The sequence below is a fragment of the Paenisporosarcina sp. genome, from assembly GCF_049671445.1.
In the GTDB taxonomy this organism is placed as follows: domain Bacteria; phylum Bacillota; class Bacilli; order Bacillales_A; family Planococcaceae; genus Paenisporosarcina.
In genome coordinates, this window is sequence record NZ_JBATUX010000021.1 from 48,590 (window position 1) to 66,447 (window position 17,858).

General features: G+C 36.4%; 12 protein-coding genes. 6 read left to right on the forward strand and 6 right to left on the reverse strand.

Annotated elements, in window-relative coordinates; translation table 11 throughout:
* Positions 1 to 5: 5 nt before the first annotated feature.
* From WBG45_RS02755 to WBG45_RS02765, 3 genes are all read right to left on the reverse strand, one after another.
* Positions 6 to 626 (reverse strand): ComF family protein, encoded by a 621-nt coding sequence (locus tag WBG45_RS02755; protein WP_424412268.1) that lies wholly within the window; start codon positions 624 to 626, stop codon positions 6 to 8.
* Positions 623 to 1,975 (reverse strand): DEAD/DEAH box helicase, encoded by a 1,353-nt coding sequence (locus WBG45_RS02760; RefSeq protein ID WP_424412269.1) that lies wholly within the window; start codon positions 1,973 to 1,975, stop codon positions 623 to 625. Before WBG45_RS02760 ends, WBG45_RS02755 begins: the two co-directional genes overlap by 4 nt.
* A gap of 638 nt (positions 1,976 to 2,613) precedes the next feature.
* On the reverse strand, positions 2,614 to 3,192 hold the full coding sequence (locus tag WBG45_RS02765; RefSeq protein WP_424412270.1) for a DUF4440 domain-containing protein: 579 nt from the start codon (positions 3,190 to 3,192) through the stop codon (positions 2,614 to 2,616).
* Positions 3,193 to 3,781: 589 nt separating this feature from the next.
* On the opposite strand from WBG45_RS02765, the gene WBG45_RS02770 reads away from it, so the two are divergent.
* A complete protein-coding gene (locus WBG45_RS02770) occupies positions 3,782 to 4,744 on the forward strand; it encodes a nuclease-related domain-containing protein (protein WP_424412271.1) in 963 nt (320 codons plus the stop codon).
* Between the two features lie 346 nt (positions 4,745 to 5,090).
* Here the strand turns inward: WBG45_RS02770 and WBG45_RS02775 are convergent, their stop codons facing one another.
* Both WBG45_RS02775 and WBG45_RS02780 read right to left on the reverse strand, forming a co-directional pair.
* Positions 5,091 to 5,765 carry a response regulator gene (locus tag WBG45_RS02775; protein ID WP_424412272.1) on the reverse strand — a complete coding sequence of 225 codons (675 nt, stop codon included), beginning with the start codon at positions 5,763 to 5,765 and terminating at the stop codon, positions 5,091 to 5,093.
* A gap of 31 nt (positions 5,766 to 5,796) precedes the next feature.
* Positions 5,797 to 6,951, reverse strand: coding sequence for a sensor histidine kinase (locus WBG45_RS02780; RefSeq protein ID WP_424412273.1), 1,155 nt, complete (start codon positions 6,949 to 6,951; stop codon positions 5,797 to 5,799).
* A gap of 178 nt (positions 6,952 to 7,129) precedes the next feature.
* Between WBG45_RS02780 and WBG45_RS02785 the strand changes: the two genes are divergently transcribed.
* Together WBG45_RS02785 and WBG45_RS02790 are read left to right on the forward strand one after the other, a co-directional pair.
* Positions 7,130 to 7,762, forward strand: coding sequence for a YigZ family protein (locus tag WBG45_RS02785; RefSeq protein WP_424412274.1), 633 nt, complete (start codon positions 7,130 to 7,132; stop codon positions 7,760 to 7,762).
* A 132-nt stretch (positions 7,763 to 7,894) separates the two neighbouring features.
* Positions 7,895 to 9,004, forward strand: a complete 1,110-nt coding sequence (locus tag WBG45_RS02790) for an LCP family protein (RefSeq protein ID WP_424412275.1) — start codon at positions 7,895 to 7,897, stop codon at positions 9,002 to 9,004.
* A 65-nt stretch (positions 9,005 to 9,069) separates the two neighbouring features.
* On the opposite strand, the gene WBG45_RS02795 is transcribed toward WBG45_RS02790, so the two are convergent.
* Positions 9,070 to 13,719, reverse strand: a complete 4,650-nt coding sequence (locus WBG45_RS02795) for a cell wall-binding repeat-containing protein (protein ID WP_424412276.1) — start codon at positions 13,717 to 13,719, stop codon at positions 9,070 to 9,072.
* A 254-nt stretch (positions 13,720 to 13,973) separates the two neighbouring features.
* On the opposite strand from WBG45_RS02795, the gene murJ reads away from it, so the two are divergent.
* From murJ to WBG45_RS02810, 3 genes are read left to right on the forward strand one after another with little or no spacing between them, the layout of a single operon-like run.
* A complete protein-coding gene (gene murJ, locus WBG45_RS02800) occupies positions 13,974 to 15,497 on the forward strand; it encodes a murein biosynthesis integral membrane protein MurJ (RefSeq protein ID WP_424412277.1) in 1,524 nt (507 codons plus the stop codon).
* Positions 15,494 to 16,375, forward strand: coding sequence for a PIG-L deacetylase family protein (locus WBG45_RS02805; RefSeq protein WP_424412278.1), 882 nt, complete (start codon positions 15,494 to 15,496; stop codon positions 16,373 to 16,375). The genes murJ and WBG45_RS02805 overlap by 4 nt, the downstream gene beginning before the upstream one ends.
* 13 nt (positions 16,376 to 16,388) lie before the next feature.
* Positions 16,389 to 17,855: an O-antigen ligase family protein gene (locus tag WBG45_RS02810; protein WP_424412279.1), complete on the forward strand. Its 1,467-nt coding sequence runs from the start codon at positions 16,389 to 16,391 to the stop codon at positions 17,853 to 17,855.
* Positions 17,856 to 17,858: the final 3 nt, after the last annotated feature.

Genomic DNA, 17,858 nt, shown 5'->3' on the forward strand with positions numbered 1-17,858 from the left:
AGTTTTTATGCACGAATTAGCGTCAATGCATTGACAGAACTTGCTCCTGCTTTTTTCAAAACGTAGGCTGCATGGTGCAGTGTAGTGCCAGTTGTATACAAATCATCGATTAATAAAATATGTTGTTTTTGAACATCCTGCGTAACCGTGAAAAGTAATTCTGAAGAAACTCGTTCTTTTTTCGATTTTCCGACTTGTGAATGATTTAATGTTTTGGACAAAACATGATGATAAGAAACATTTGCAGCAATTAGTAATTCATCAACTTGTGAAAAAGTCCGAGCGACTAACATGTCTGGATGCAGAGGAATGGGAACAATTTTCTCTTTAACTTTAAGTAACGGCAGAAAATCCGCTCTAAATATGTTTGCCAGTTCCACATCTAATTGAAATTTATATTGCTGATAAACCTGTTTCATCCAGTCGTTGTAGCTGTAAATTGAAGTAACGGAATCGAGTGTACCCTCGTAAACAGTTCCTATCCATTCATTTCTCCAATTTCTTTCTTCAGCTTTTTCGAATTTATTTAAACATTTTTCGCAAACTAACTGCGGTGATTTAATTAAGAGTAGTTTCCGCCATGAAGCAATTTCTAGAAATGAGACAGAACAAATCAAGCACTTCATAAAAGTTCTCGATTGGTATTATGTTCTTCAATCGTTGTTTTTGCCTTATCCATTTCTAGAGAAATTCCATGATGAAAAAACACTAAATCTCCACTCGGAAAATCTACAGATCGACCAACACGCCCACTTATTTGGATTAATGCGCTGCTTGTAAAAATCTGTTCATCTGCTCCCACAACTGCTACTTGGACATTAGGAATAGTAATCCCTCGTTCAAGTATGGTCGTAGTAAGTAAACCACATACTTGATTTCGGCGTAATTTTAGGACCTTTTCTTTCCTTTCAGAATCCTCCGCATGAACCGCTAAGATGTCTACATGAATGTGCTGAAATAATGGTAATGCCCGTTCCATTAAGTCAATCGTTGGGAAAAAAATTAAAAATGGTTGGTCACTTTGTAAACGTTGCAGTGTCCAATTAGCTAACTTTTGGGGAAGTTTATCTTTATACATATGCTTCTTGTAGTTCCATAAACCAACGAAGCGTGGTACAGGCAAAGGAAACCCATGAAAACGCTGTGAAATGAGAGAAATATTATCTGTTTGCTGCAATAGCTCTTCAGAAGGAGTTGCGGTAATGGTATGAACAACCGCATGTTTGTATTTTGCTTTTTGAACAGCAAATTGTAGGGACTTGTCCACTGTATAAGGAAAAGCATCTGCTTCATCCACGAATACGACATCAAATGCTTCTTCAAAACGCAATAATTGGTGCGTAGTTGCAAGAATCAATTGACCAAAGTTCGATTGTTCAGGAGACCCACCATACAAAGCATGCATAATAGTTTTCGGGAAAACTTGTTGAAACCTTGGAGCAAGTTCCAACACAACGTCTGTTCTGGGAGTCGTTACACACACACGGAGTCCTCTCTGCAAAGCATCAAATATCGAAGGAAATAATAATTCTGTTTTACCAGCTCCGCATACAGCGTAAATTAAATGCCGCTGATTTCGTTGAACACTTAAAAGTAATTCTTTTGAAGCTTTTGCTTGTAGTGAGGTTAAGGTTCCAGACCATCTAAAACAGTGATTCGCCTGTTTGACTACGGATGGACCAGTCCATGTAATTAACTCGCTACAACTACTTATTCTGCCCATCTGAATACATTGTCTGCAATACAAACAAGAACCGTTACATTTTGCACATTGAAATACGGTCAGTTGCTGATTTCCGCAACGACGACAAGTTGCACTTTTCGTTTTTTTACTATTGGAATTTTGATTAGACTGAATGCCTGAGTGGGGGGTTATAAATCCTTTTTGAATAAATTCTTCAATTACGGCTAAAGGAAATGGGGTTTGTTCCTTCAACCAAATTCGACCAGTTAAAAAAGCTTGTACTTCTTCCATGAGCATTCCTCCGTTTCGGGATTGTACTCATTCCTATTTAATTAATAGTACCGAAGAAAAACGGAAAGCGCTAGATTACCTTTTAAAAAACCTCGCTTTGCAAGTGGCCTCTGAAAAGTATACTTAGTTTATCAAAGTCACCCTATCTCGAAATATCGAGATAGGGTAGCTTTTCCTTAATAATGGATCTTTTAATACGATTTAGTCGATTTTCGTTCCAGGCGGACGCTTTCCGCGGGTGGTCCGTGTGCCTCCTCGTTCGCTTTGCTCTCTGCGGGGTCACACTTGGACACACTTTTCCCGCTGGAAAGATATTGGACGAACTGTCATTCGTCCAATATCTTTGCGACGAGTAACCGCAGGAGCAGATTTTTTTCGCCGCCTTTCACTCCAATCATCTACTCAATTTAAAATGAACAGTATTTAGGTCTATGCTTTTTTATAATAAAAGTACTTAATTATTATGTGACATTATACAAGGAGCCACATCCAGAATAAAAAGCCTAATGAAGGAAACAAAAAAAGGCGAAATTTCGTTCAAAATCGAACGAAATTTCGCCTTTTCTTTATCTAAACTAACTCTCAATTTACTCCACGAGTTCTTCAGTGCCGTCCTTCGCTAGAAGTTTTTTAACTATCTATTCAGCTACGTCTCCAATGAAATAAACGCTTGTGACACGCCATTCTCCATCTTCCTTAGCAAACACCGTCACTTGTCGACCTGTTCGATCAAGTTCTGCTCCTGTTGACTCTTGTTTTAGCGATATAGCAAGTGAGGCGAAAACTTGTGCTTGATTTTTATTGTATTTAATTACGGTTACATCTTTAGCAGTTCGATTAACTTCATATTGCTCAAAGGTTTCTTTAACAGTCACTTCTTCTTCCTGGTAATCAAACCCTTCAGGCTCAGTAGCGATTACAGACATATACTTCTCACTATCTTCTTCATTGAAAGAAGTAATATAGGTATCAAAAGTTTCAAGCAATTCCTTTTTCTCAGCAGCTGGTATGTTTTGAGCTTCTTCAATATTTGAACCAACCATTTCAAAACCAACTTCATCATCAGCTTGATCTTTTACGCTGTGCTCTAAAGGACTATTTTCCCCAGACGATTCACCATCAGATACTGAACCTGCACCTTCGCGATTTTCTTCGCTCGAACAAGCCGAAAGAAAAATCGAAAGGATAACAAGTAATACTATATATTTAAATTTCATTAAGTTCGTCCCTCCTACTTCGGCTATTTTGACATAAAACTTAATTCCTGACAATAATTATAGCCTTCAATACTAAAGACGTTAGACCACTTGTGAAAGTTTCGTGTAAAAGAAATGATCTGTCAAAGGAACGAAATGATCTGCCATTTGAGGAATGAGGTTATTAGTTTGGCGAAACAACTTTAGAAATTGTGTCATTGATTAGGTGGGGTTGGCGGCATTTTGTGCAACCTGGAACGTCACTTCGTCAACCTGGAGCAATTTAAAGAGTTAGTAGATGATGAGACTACTCCATATTTAGTTAGCTGACGCATTTTGTACAACCTGGAGAGTCACTTCGTCAACCTGGAGAGCTACTTCGTCAACCTGGAGCAATTTAAAGAGTTAGTAGATGATGAGACTACTACGAATTGAGTTAGTTGACGCATTTTGTACAACCTGGAGCGTCACTTCGTCAACCTGGGACATGACTCCATCAACCAAGATCATCAATTTCTCATATTGTATTTCAATCTAAAAATGTTCTTTTGAATTTGCTTAAATATATATAAAAATGATATTTTGATAATAACCCCAAAAATTAAAAGGAGTGATTTTTATAGACGAAACTCGGGAAATACCTCATTCACTTATTGTTTACCAAAGGCTACTTCAACGTGTACCGATTGGTCATCCGCTTTACTTAGAAATAGAGACTAGAATTAATAGAATTCGAGCAGGATTTAACGGAGAAACTTATGTAGATCATTTTTTAAAGAATATAGAATTTCCATGCGATTATATCATTTTTAAAGATATAAATTTAAAGACTTCCCCAAGGTCAAAGACTCAAATAGATACTTTAATTATCACCTCTAAATTTATATGCATCTTAGAAATAAAAGCGATTAAAGGTAAAATAGCATTTCAGCAAAACCCAGCTCAGCTAATACGTGAAGTAGATGGAATTCATACTCCTCTTAAGTGTCCTGAAGAACAGTTGAAACGGCATGAAAGAAAGCTCGCGTTTTGGATGAAATCAAATAATATTGATTTACCTATTAGAAGTTTCATTGTACTTGCATTTTCAAAAACACTTGTAAGCTTGCCCCCAAAATACTCAAAAATTATAATGGGCTGTGATATAAGCTCCTATATCGAGGATTTATTTGAATTACCGAATATTATATCTCAAACCCCATTTACCCAACTGGTTAAAAAAGTGAGACAAGCTCAAACAAGCTTTTCCCCCATCCCACTAGTAAATATAATCCCAATTGAAGATTCCATTATAAAAAAAGGTCTTATATGTCCCAAATGCTCGCGAAATATTGGGAATCTGTACAAATGCCCAACTTGTAAAATATCTAGAAGAGTGATAATTGCTAATGCTATTGAAGATTGGTTTTATTTGATGAAGAATACAATAACGAATAATGAATGTATAAATTTTCTCGGGTTAAAAGATAAGACATCTGCAGCACACATTTTAAGCAGGTCAAAACTGTTTCCAAAAAACAACGGACGTTATAGGTACTATCAATTAACTGATGATGAGACTCCTTCGACTTGAGTAAATTGGCGGCATTTCGTCAACCTACGGAGCTTCTCCGTTAACCTGGAACAATTTGAAGAGTTCAGTAGATGATGAAACTACTCCGAATTGAGTTAGTTGACGTATTTTGTACAACCTGGAGCGCCACTTCGTCAACCTGGAGCGCTACTTCGTCAACCTGGAACGCCACTTCGTCAACCTGGAGCAATTTGAAGAGTCAGTAGATGATGAGACTCCTCCGACTTGAGTGAGTTGGCGGCATTTTGTACAACCTGGTGAGCTACTTCGTCAACCTGGAGCAACTCATACTCACAAAAATACCCTCACAAGCAAAAGCTTGTGAGGGTTAATCGTAATATTTGTATTAACGTACTTCAACCCAACCATTTTTAATAGCTGTAACTACGGCTTGTGTACGGTCATTTACATTCATTTTTTGAAGAATGCTAGATACGTGGTTTTTTACTGTTTTTTCAGAGATAAACAACGTTTCACCAATCATGCGGTTACTTTGTCCATCAGTTAATAACTGTAAAACTTCACATTCGCGTTTTGTTAATAAGTGGAAAGGACGACGAATTTCTGATTGATGGAAAGTTCCTTTGTTTTCGCGCTCACTTAAACGACGGAATTCCGACACTAAATTACGTGTCACTTTTGGATGTAAATAAGATCCACCAGCAGCAACAACTTTAATAGCTTGGATGATTGCGTCTGCATCCATTTCTTTTAACATATAGCCAAGTGCTCCTGTTTTCAAAGCGTGCATGACATACGATTCATCGTCATGAATAGACAACATGATAACTTTGGCTTCTGGATATTTCGCCATCAGTTCACCAGTTGCTTCAACACCATTTTTACGTGGCATATTGATATCCATCAAGATTACTTCAGGTACGTATTGTTCATATAAACTTAATGCATCGCTTCCGTCATCGCCTTCAGCTATTACATCAAATGAATCTTCGAAATCTAATATTCTTTTAACACCTTCACGGAATAATTGGTGGTCGTCAATGATTACAATTTTCGTCATCGTCATTTTCCTCCTAGTATATAAGACAAGCTTATTTCTGTTGTTCCTCAATTAAGGGAATTTGAAACTTCATAGTCGTTCCTTTACCGATAGAGGATTTAACAATCATTTCACCCTTCAATAAATCGACCCGTTCTTGCATCCCAATCATACCGAAAGATTTATCTCGAACTAAACGTTTATCAAATCCTGTCCCATTATCTTTTACAGTGACAGTTACCAATTCAGGAGTCCATTCAACATCCACCCATATGTTTTGAGATTTACCATGTTTCGTCGCATTCGTTACAGATTCTTGAATTAAACGGAAAATAGCAACTTCAAAATTGGTTAAGAGTCTTCGTTGAGCTCCATGTGAACGGAAATATATTTGGCAACCCGTATTATATTCTTCGATAGTCATTAAGTATTTTTTGAGGGTAGGCACTAATCCTAAGTCGTCTAATGCCATGGGTCTTAAATCGTAAATAATTCGGCGCACTTCTGATAGTGCATTACGAACCATTAGTTTTAAACTAGATATTTCAAGTAATGCCTTATCTACACCCTTTTCCCGATATGTTCGTTCAATTAAATCTGAACGCACTAACACATTAGCCATCATTTGAGCTGGGCCATCGTGTATTTCTCGAGATAAACGTTTGCGTTCTTCTTCTTGTGCTTCAATAATTTTCATGCTGAAATCTTGCTTTAACTTCGCTGTTTCTAGAGCTTGTCCCACATTTTTCAAATCGGATGTTAGATAGTTAGTTACTACATTCGCTTGCGTAACGAGTTGGTCCGCATGCAAAATTGCATCGTTCAAATCATTTAAACGACGTACTAAATCATCTCGACGTTCCTGCAATTGGCGATCTTCAGTTCGATTAATCGAAAGTTTAATTTGCAAATCGTTAGCGTGTTCATAAGCTTCCCGCACCTGCTCTTCTGTGAACGTGTTAAAATGCTTAGAGACATCTCCTAAACGTTTTCGGGATAACCGAGTCTCTTCAATAAGCAAATCACCTTCAATAAAAACATCTGCTAACTTCGAGTGAACAATTTCCAATTCTTTTTGCATTTGAATTAAGCTATGTCGATTTTGTTCACTTATAATGAAGATATCATTTTTAGAACGGTTCATTGTTTCAACCATTTGACTAAATATATAATCAAGTGAATTGATATCTACCTTTTTACCAGACATCAGGTATTCTCCTTTTCGAGCAACATTCTGATGAATGACGTTGCATTCATTTCACTCTCTATTACTTATACGTCATATATGCCAATTATCCTGCAATGACTGCATTTATTATATCACTATATACACAATTTAATATTAAAATTGCGTGACAACTAGATTTCAAAAGGAGTGTTAAATTTTGAGAAAAGATTACCTAACAGTTAAAGGATTCGGCGAATCAGAAATAATTATTCAAAAATCGCGCTTCCTTACCTATATAAACCGTGTAGAGTCAGAACAACAAGCTCAAGCCTTTATCGAAGAAATAAAAGCAAAACATAAATCAGCCAACCATAATTGTTCAGCCTATTTAATTGGAGAACATGATTCCATACAAAAAGCGAATGATGATGGTGAACCGAGTGGAACTGCTGGTTTTCCAATGCTTGAAGTATTAAAAAAGCAAGGTTTAAAAGACACTGTTGTCGTCGTAACCAGATATTTTGGCGGTATTAAATTAGGTGGTGGTGGCTTAATCCGAGCTTACGGGAAAGCAACCACAGAAGGCTTAATGGCCGCACAGATTGTAGAGAGACGTCTTCACCACTTAATGAAAGTATCTGTCGATTATACGTGGTTAGGAAAAGTCGAAAACGAAATAAGGACTTCAGCGTATCCGCTTGATCGCATTGATTATGCAGAAGCTGTCGAATTATTTCTATATGTGCCTATTAATATGGAAGAAACTTTTAATGACTGGATTGCAGAAATGACGAATGGCCAAGCGATTGTGGTACCTCAAACACAAGATTTCATCGAATTTGACACATGAATGTAATAATCTTTTCCTTTTACGATTTGGGGAAAGCATTGTATAATGAGGAGTGCTGTAGTTCTTTGAAAATCTATTTTCATAGCTCAGTATTGAATGTGTAGGGTCATTCCTGCTTAAAGGAGAATCCAAATGAATCGTAGACAGTTTAGAACAACTCGAGATTATTCAACAAATAATCCACCGAAAAAATCAAAAAACAAATCATTAATTTTAAAAATCTCACTTTTATTCATAGCATCAATTCTTATATCTGTAACTGCTTATGGCATATTCTTAATGAAAAAAGCAGAAAGTGCAGCTGATCGCTCTTTAGAAATCACAGAGCGAGAGAAATCCAGTCTTCGTGATGAAAAAGTTGAACCTTTAGAAGATAATATTTCCATTCTATTCATGGGTGTTGATGACAGTTCAGAACGTGACCAAGGAGCGAATACTCGATCGGATGCTTTAATTGTTGCTACATTAAATAATGAAAGTAAAACTATAAAAATGTTAAGTATTCCTAGAGATTCTTATGTGTATATTCCTGAAGTTGGATACAAGGATAAAATTAATCATGCATATGCTTATGGTGAAACAGAAGCCACACTGGATACAGTGGAAACTCTTCTTGATATACCGATTGATTATTATGTGAAAATGAACTTTGATGCTTTCATTGATATCGTCGATTCTCTTGGAGGAATTGAAGCCGATGTTCCTTACACTTTAATGGAACTTGATTCGGAAGATAACAGAACGATTAATCTTCAACCCGGTTATCAAACATTAAACGGTGCTGAAGCTTTAGCCCTTGCTCGAACTCGAAAACAAGATAATGATATCGAACGAGGTAAACGTCAACAACAAATATTGGAAGCAATCATGGAAAAAACAGTTTCAGCCTCTTCCTTTACTAAGTACGGAGATTTAATCGATGCGGTTGGAGATAATATGAAAACCAACATGACCTTTACAGAAATGAAATCGATGTTCGAATATGGTAAAGACGGAATGCCTTCCATAGAAAAACTGAATTTGTTAGGTTATGACGATCAAAGTACGGGTGTTTATTACTATCAATTAGATGAACCAAACCTTTTAGAAATTAAAGCGAAAATGCAAAGCCATTTAGATTATCAACATAATGCATCTGAGTTCACCTCAGGAGAAGATGCCTCTATTAATTCTTCAGAATCAGATGGAAGTCATAGTCATAATGAGGAATATGATCAAAATGACACAAGTAACCAGCCTTAATCGGCTGGTTTTTTTGTACAAAAAAACTCCACATTCATCACTGAATGTGGAGTTTAGAAGTTAGATTAATTCCCTAGATATTTATCAAGTTCAGCCAAGATGCTATTAGGTACTGCTTTCTCTCCACCTAATACATCAACGTATTCAACACCCAAGTCTTGTAAATGTTCACCAAGTTCTGGTGAAACTTTTTTACCAACGATATAAACACCGCTGCCATCTTTAGCTGCTAATACTCCACCAGCTAAAGCATCTGCGAAGTTCGTACCAGTTGAAACATAAACGCTCTTCGTGTCATCTGCAAAGAACTTAGAAACAGCAACTGAAGTTGCATAACGGTCTTTTCCTGAGATACGGTGAGCTTTAGGTAACGCTTTGAATACACTATCATTTATAGCTCCAATACCACCGATAACGTAAGACATCTCTACGCTAGCTTTAGCTAAAGCATCTTTTGTAGCAGCTGGTAAAGCTTTATCACGAGTTAATAGGATTGGCATTCCTTGCTCAGCCGCATAGCTTGAAACTGACAATGCATCCGGGAAGTTTAAGCCACTTGCTATTACAGCAGTATCGAATTTACCGAATTTGCTAGCAATTTTCGCTGCAGTTTCATAACGGTCTTTTCCTGAAATACGCTCAACTTTAATTCCAGATTGAGTTAGTTTAGCTACAACTTCTTTAGAAATTGCACCTTCTCCACCAAGAACAACCACTTTAGAAGCACCTAAGCGCTTGATTTCATCATAAGTAAATGCAGGTAGTGAAGTTGATTTAGATAACAACAATGGTCCACCTAAGTGATGAGCTAATGGAACACCAGCTAATGCGTCAGCGTATTGATCGCCACGAGCAAGAACTACTGTTTCTGCAGAATCCCATCCTTCTTTACTTACTTTCACCGCTGTTTCATATCGATCTGCTCCTGAAATACGTTCAGCACGTAACTCTGATGCAGAGCGTTCAACTTTAACTTCTTTCGTAACTTTATTTCCTGCAGCATCTTCAACAACTACATTGAATGTATTTACACCTTTAGCTAAATCAACAGATACTGCTACTTTTTCATCCGTAGGTGTAAGGAATTTCGTTTCATCAATGAATTCACGATTAAAGACAACATCTCCATCCACAGTTACTTTAGCAGCGTTAAAGTTATCTTTAACAAATACATTGAAATCTAATTTCGTAACATCATTATTTACTACCGATGGAGCGTCATGACCAACAGTTGGTGCTGTAGAGTCAACATAGATAGGACGAGCTATTTCAAATGCGTTGCCATTTACATCTACTGCTTTGATCTTAATGTTTTTGTATCCATCAGTAGTAAAGGCTACAGTTGTTTCGAAATTGTAAACTTTTTTCACTGCGTCATAAGTAAACGCAACATCTTTTCCTTCAACAGTTAGAGAAGCAAGAGCTTCATCCTGCACAGTACCTTTTACTAATACATTTTTTGTATTGTAAAGACCTAATGCAGAAGGTGTCGCATCGCCTAGGAAAATAATAGGCAAGTTATCATCGCCAATTACGTTTCCTTCATAACCAACATTGTATGCGTGATCGACAGGTACTACATCAATAGATTTTACATCTTTTGCTTCATAACCATAGTCACCTAAGTTAACTTCTGTTTTAGATGCATCTAGATACGTTTTGCCAGTTACATCTACACCATTGATGTAAAGTGCATAGAATGCAGTACCGACACCTTCATCAGCAAATTTGAAATTAGCTAGGTTTGTTCCAGCGTTATATGAAATTTCTGCAGTTGGAGCAACTGTATCTACATAAACTGGTAGTTTAGTTGACTGCCATTCAGCATTTTCATAGTCCACTTTAGCTTTAAGCTCATAATGGTATAAACCATCTGCAACTGTTTCATTTTTAACTTTACCATCCCAAATACGAGACTCTTTGTAAGAGTACCAGCTACCATTTCCGGCATTGTAGTAGTTTTTACGAACATCTTGTTCTTTATTAACTGAACGTAATTGATTCGTACCAGTGCTATCTAATACATTTGTTTCAAATTCTTTTGCGTTACGTAGTAAAGATGGCAATGCAAGAACATCTTCCAAAATTCCATCGTTATTTGGAGACATTACATATACTTGTTTCCCATCCACTTCAATTGTATCTTGGAAATAGTTACCTTTATCAGTTAACATATTAGAGAATTTATTTAAATCGAATAGGTATTGATAGAACTTATCGTCACCTTCAAAATCGTCTACGATCGCAGGACGGTCCCACTCACCATAGAAGCCGATATATGGAACAACTAAATCAGGGTTTGTTACATCTTTACTGTTGAATTTCAAGAAACCTTCAACAAATACGTCTTGTTCGATTGCTTTGAAAATGTCTTCACCATCATTGTTAAGTCCTGGAACTTTAGCGTCTGTTAAATCGATTGTAACCGTAACATCCACTTTCCCATTTGCAGGAACTGTAACTGTTTCTGGTGCAGATACTTTCACGTCTTTTAAGTCACCAGACTGTAATTGGTTATAGACAGTTTCGCCATACTCTTCGAATCTATCAGCAAGTACTGAAGTGTCTACATCATACTCAACAGCTTTATCTGTTAAGTTTTCAGCTGTAACTGTCATAGAGAATGTTTTGCTTTGGAAATCTTTAACGTTTACTTTTGCTTCTCCAGTAGTTTTATCCGTTACGACAACTGGTGTATTAACAGCAGCAAACAATTGCATCATACCTGCACCTTGACGTCGAGGAGAAACTTCTTTGCCGTCTAAACCTGTTGTAATATCAGCAGTGTTCATTAATAACTTTTTAGCCAAACGTGTACGTTGATCAGCTGTATAACCGTCAAAACGCGCATCACCTTTAAGGTATTGTTGAATTAACGCTGCTCCACCTGCAACGTGTGGCGCCGCCATTGACGTACCGCTCATAACCGTATATTTATCGTCATTTACTGTTGAGTAAATATTTCCACCTGGAGCTGAAAGTTCTGGTTTGAACTCTAAGTCTGGTGTTACTCCCCATGAAGTAAAGTCAGTTGAACGGCCTACTTCTGGATTTTCTTTTTTATCAGTTTGATCTACACCTAAAGTAACAGAACCACCATCTTTAAGAACTTCTTCAAGTGCTAAACCTTCAGCACGTGTTGATTTCATAAATGGAATATCCCAGCCACCTTGGTCTTTGTAGAACACTGTAGATGTTGAGTTATATACAACGATTCCTGCCGCACCAGCTGCTGCAGCATTAATTGTTTTATCGACAAATGTGTGTACTCCACGTTCTACAAGTACAACTTTGCCTTTAACATCGATTCCATCGTAATCTGATTTAGCTCCTAATGCAGATTGATTTCCTGTTAACCCTTTCAAACTTACAACTTCTACTTCACCAAGTTTTGTCCAATCATCTACACCGTAACCAGTGATTGATTGTCCTTCACCTGTTAATTTATGAGTAAACTCATAAACTAAGTTTCCTGTTGCTGCAACTTGAACTGTATCTTTGTTTAATCCAGGAGAGCCTACTAAACCATAGTCAGGATTTTGATAATGTGGATTGTCAAAGCCATAACCGATAGTACCTGAGTTACCCGCTGAAACAGATGCCACAATTCCATTTGCAACTGCTTTAGAAATCGCTAAATCTTCTGCACTGTTTTCTTCATAGAAAGAAGATGTTGAACCTAAACTCATGTTCAATACATCTGCACCTAATTTAACTGCATCATCAATAGCCGCTAAGTAAATATCAGAGAATGTCGATGGGAAGTTCGGGTCATTACTGAAAACTTTCATGCCTAGTAGTTGAGATTCTGGTGCAACCCCTTTGATACCACCGTTAGTCGTATCTCCGTTTGCTCCAACAGTTCCTGCTACGTGCATACCATGCATAGATGCATCAGGACCAAGATCCTTGATCGTATCATTTTGATCATAGTAGTTATATGCAAAAGGAACTTTAGGCGTATAGAATTTACCAGTCAAACCTGAAGCTGTTACTTCAGCAGAAGTAAGTTCTCCTGAATCTGAATTAGTTAAAACAAAATCTTTGTGGTCTGGATCAATACCCGAATCGATTACGGCTACAATCATTCCTTCACCTTTATACTTAGCATCAGCCCAAGTTTGATAAGACTGAATAAAGTCATGACTTGTCGTCATATCTGGCGTAACTTGTGGTTTTTCGTACTCATTCGCTAAATAAACTTTTTTAACATTTGGTAAACTTTCAATTTTCTTAACGTCAGCAAAGCGTACTTGTCCACTGAATCCGTTGAAAGTAGTTGTATAGTCAAATTGTGCATCGAAATCGATACCTCGAGAAGAAATTGTGTTTTTTAATGTCTTATGAGTCTTTTTAAGACTTGAATCAATGTTTGCTTTTTCAGTAGAAGATAATTCTTTGTAAAGTAAACCTTTTCCAGTTGCAACTTCAACTGCAGAAGATCCCTCTACTTCGACAATAACTCGAACTTGATCATTTTCATTCAGATTAGCTTTCAAATCTTTGTTTTTTTCGAATTTCTTGTCGGCAAGTTGTTTCACAAGCTTCGCCTTTTCATTCGATAATACGTTTAGTACTTTCGCATCTTTTTCAAGATCAGTACTAGAATCTTTTGAATTAGTCTGTGCCGAGATAAAAGAAGCGTTACTAAGTACTAGGCCTGTTGCTAAGAATGTCGATAGATACTTTTTCCATGCTTTTGAACCAGTTGCCAAACTTATTTCCTCCCTTTAATTACCTATTAACAGTAGAGAAACTAAAAGACTATTTATTCAGTTTAAATCTCTCTCCATGACAAATCATACCAAATGGACCATATGAAGGTCAATAGATTTTTGATAATTTACTATATTCAAAATTTGGCTGTAATCAATGTGTAACGTTAATATTATAGTGTTAAACGGCGGAGTCTGTTAAAATCAACAATGGTGACTTGAAGGATTAAAGTATTTCGTTCGGAGTGAATTTAATGAAGAAAAATTTGACCATTTCTGGTTTATTACTTATAATCGCGACCCTTATATTAAAATTTTCAGGGCTATTACGAGATATGGTTCTAGCCTATTATTTTGGAGATTCAAATGAAGCTAGTGCATATTTAGTAGCATTTATATTACCAAATATTTTTATTTTATTTTTTGCAACAGGCATGAAAAATAGTTTTGTACCTAGCTATATTTTGGCAGCTAAAAATAATAATGCCCAACATCATTTTTCACAAGTATTGCGCGTTACTACACTGTTTGGCATCGCGGTTACAGCCATTGGCATTGCACTCTCACCAATCATCCTGCCTCGCATGTATCCCGACTTTAATGCAGATACGATACAACTTACGATTACCGTTGCAACGATCTTCTTTGTATCAATAACTTTTGCTGCGATGAATTCTGTTTATGAAGCTTATTTAGATGCTGAAAGTCGATATTCTATTTCAGTTTTCTCACAAACCATTGTGATAACATCGTCTATCTTATCAGCCATATTATTTTCAGAACAACTTGGCGTTTATGCTTTTGCGTATGGCTATTTAGTTGGAGCAATTCTCTCATTCGTCATAAAAAAATTATTCTTTATCCCTAAAAATTCTCATACTATTTTTGGCAAACTCGACAAAAAAGAGATTCAGCCATTTGTCATGGTGTTTATTCCAGTAGCCATTACCGTGATGGTTGGTCAAGTGAATCTCATTATTGATACTATTTTTGCAGGACAATTTGCAGAACAAGCCGTTTCTTATTTAAATTACGCTAAAAATATTGTGCATTTCCCTCAAGCTATAATCGGTGTCACGATTGGGACAATTATTTTCCCTGTCCTTTCGAAGGCAGTTGCTAATAAAGATGAACAACAATTTAACCGCAGTGTAGAAAAGGGATTAATTCTTACGCTGTTTTTATTACTTCCTGCAATTGCCGGCATGATGATTTTAATGCAAGAGTTAATTGAAGTTATCTATCAACGTGGAGCATTCACTAAAACGGCCACAACGGCAACGGCAACTGTCGCTTATTATTATGTTGGTTCAGTGTTATTTTTTAGTTTACAAAACACGATTAATAAAGCTTTTTATGCAAAGCAAAATGGGCATATAATTTTGCGTATTAGTATCTTTTCAGTATTTCTAAATATTGGACTCAACTTCTTATTTATATACTTGTTAAAATCATATATAGGGATACCATTAGCTTCTTCCGTTATGGCTGTCGTTTATTTCGTTTTAAATATTATTGTCTATCAAAAAACGGAAACTCGTTTGAACTGGCCTTATTTAATGAAAAGCACAGGGAAAATCATACTTTCTTTAGGAATTATGATTGCCGTTATTCTTTTAGCTGGAACTTTTTTGAAGGACCTGCATCCGATCGTTAACATCTTGATTACAAGTATAATTGGAGCAATCGTTTACCTAACATCTAGCTACCTACTTAAAATCGATGTGTTTTCTGATGTAGTGAAGCGATTTACAAAGAGGAGTGTGCAAGCGAAGTGAAACAACTACTCATGAAAGCAATAAATCCGCTGGCAATTCCGTTAACCAAAACTATTTTAAAACGTTTTTATTCAGGGAATCTGCCTGTTACTCAACTTGAACCAATACAAAATGTTGTCGTTTTTGCCCCCCATGTTGACGATGAAACAATCGGGCTTGGTGGTACGATTAAAAAGTACACGGATCAACAAACGAAGGTTCATATTGTCAATGTAACAGATGGTGGGAAAAGTAATCGTCATGTCAGTAACTTATCTGACATTCGTAAACAAGAATTGAAATTGATTCAACCTATTCTTGGGATTACATCACTTTCATTTCTAGATTATCCAGATGGTCAAGTGAATACTATCCAGTCTTCTGAAGACTTTGTGAAAGTCTTAGAAGAGTTAAAACCCGAAATCGTCTATACAACCAGTTTTATTGACGCACATACGGATCATACTGCAACAGCTCATTTACTTGCAGATGCTTTAAAGAATTCAAAACACCAACCAAAATTGATTAGACAATATGAAATCAATTGTCCTGTTCCCCCAGAATTTATTAACTGTGTGATTGATATTACGAATGAAAATAATACGAAGCTCCAAGCGATCACTTACTTTAAATCCCAAGTAATCGCATTTGATGGCTTTATCTTATTATCAAAACTCAAATCATCGATGGTTTCGAAAAACCTATCGAATGTTGAAACTTTTATTGAATCAACTGTTGAAGAGTTTATTACTCAGTCCGATTTTCTAAAATCTAAAAACCTAGTCGATTTTTCACAAGTCTTTAAACAAGCAAATCGTAGTTCGACATTATTACTCGCTATATTCAAAAATTTAGACAAAAAACGAGAGATTTATAAACAACTTAAGAATCTTTCCTAAAACGGAGGTCCCTATGCGACAAAATTATAACAAGTATTTACCTTATATATGGCCAGGTGTTCTGGTTATTTTCCTATTAGCTGCTTATAGTATGAACTCCATACTAGGTTACTTAGTTTCATTCGTGCTTTTCATTGTAGCTTTAGCAAGTCCGAAAAAAGCAATATTATTACTTCTATTGTATGTACCGATTCGACCGTTTCTCATAGAGTTTAATCCGTCACTACGGTTAGCTGGAGATTTGATGATTGCTGGTGCGTTCCTTAACGTGGTATGGCAATCTCGTCATAACCTTCGCTCCCTTTTATCATTCCATGTGTTTGAGTACGGATATTTCGCCTTTTTAATCATTGGTTCATTTTCGGCAATTGTTAATAGAATCGAAATAGGACCTATAGTACTTCAATTACGAGCGTTTATTATATTTTATTTAATTTATTACATCGTTAAGAGACTTGATATTAAAAAAGAAGATATTATACAAGTTTTGCATGTTTTCATTTGGACAACTCTTTTAATTATCATCCAAGCGTTAATAGAAAAATTATCAATCAGAGGGCTTTTCATGCCAGAAGCATGGAAACAACTGCCCCTATCATCTAAGAATCGAGTTCGAATTTATGGAATGGTTGGAAATCCAAATGTTTTAGGCATTTATCTTGGATTTGCTTACTTCTTATTCTATTATGCGAAAAAATACATTTTGCAATACAACAAAGTATGGATGCAAATTTTACAATACGTAACAATCGGGATTTTTGTGTTAACGTATTCTCGTGGAACGTGGATTGGATTCTTCATCATTGCATTGGTTTATGTTATTGCTTCGCGCAATTTCGTCTTATTTAAAACCATTGTCATGCAAGTAGCCATTGCGCTTGTTGTTATTGTCTTACCAATTAACCTTCTAACGAATTTCATTGAAGACACTTCCATTGGTCAAGAAAAAGTACAAAATATACAGAAATTTGATGTTGGTGGCAGCTCAGGCTTTGTTGATCGAGTTGGTAGCACATTTAGTGACGATACCATCACAGGTAGTCAAAGTTCAGGACGTCTCTTTATTGTAAAAAAAGGCTTCGAAGTCTTTAAAGATTACCCGATTATGGGTACAGGCTTCTCAACTTTTGGCGATTCAGCGTCTCTTTCACGTATTTCACCTATCTCAGCAAAATACGAGATTGATAGAACGTTCTATTCAGACAATCAGTACATTCAAATCATCGTTCAAACTGGAATACTTGGTGTAATAAGCTTTGCAGTATTCTTGCTTGGCATGTTAGTTGCATTAGTAAAAATTAAGCGCTCAAAACTTACAAAACTCATGATTGGTATTGTTTTCGGAGCTTTCTTTATGGGGCTTGTGTATAACTTATGGGAAGCAGATGTTTTTACCTTACTATTCTTTGCTTTCCTAGCTGTCACTTTAAATGGTCAGTCTAAATTCCAATCAATTCACGAAGACCTTACAAGGAGTTGAGAG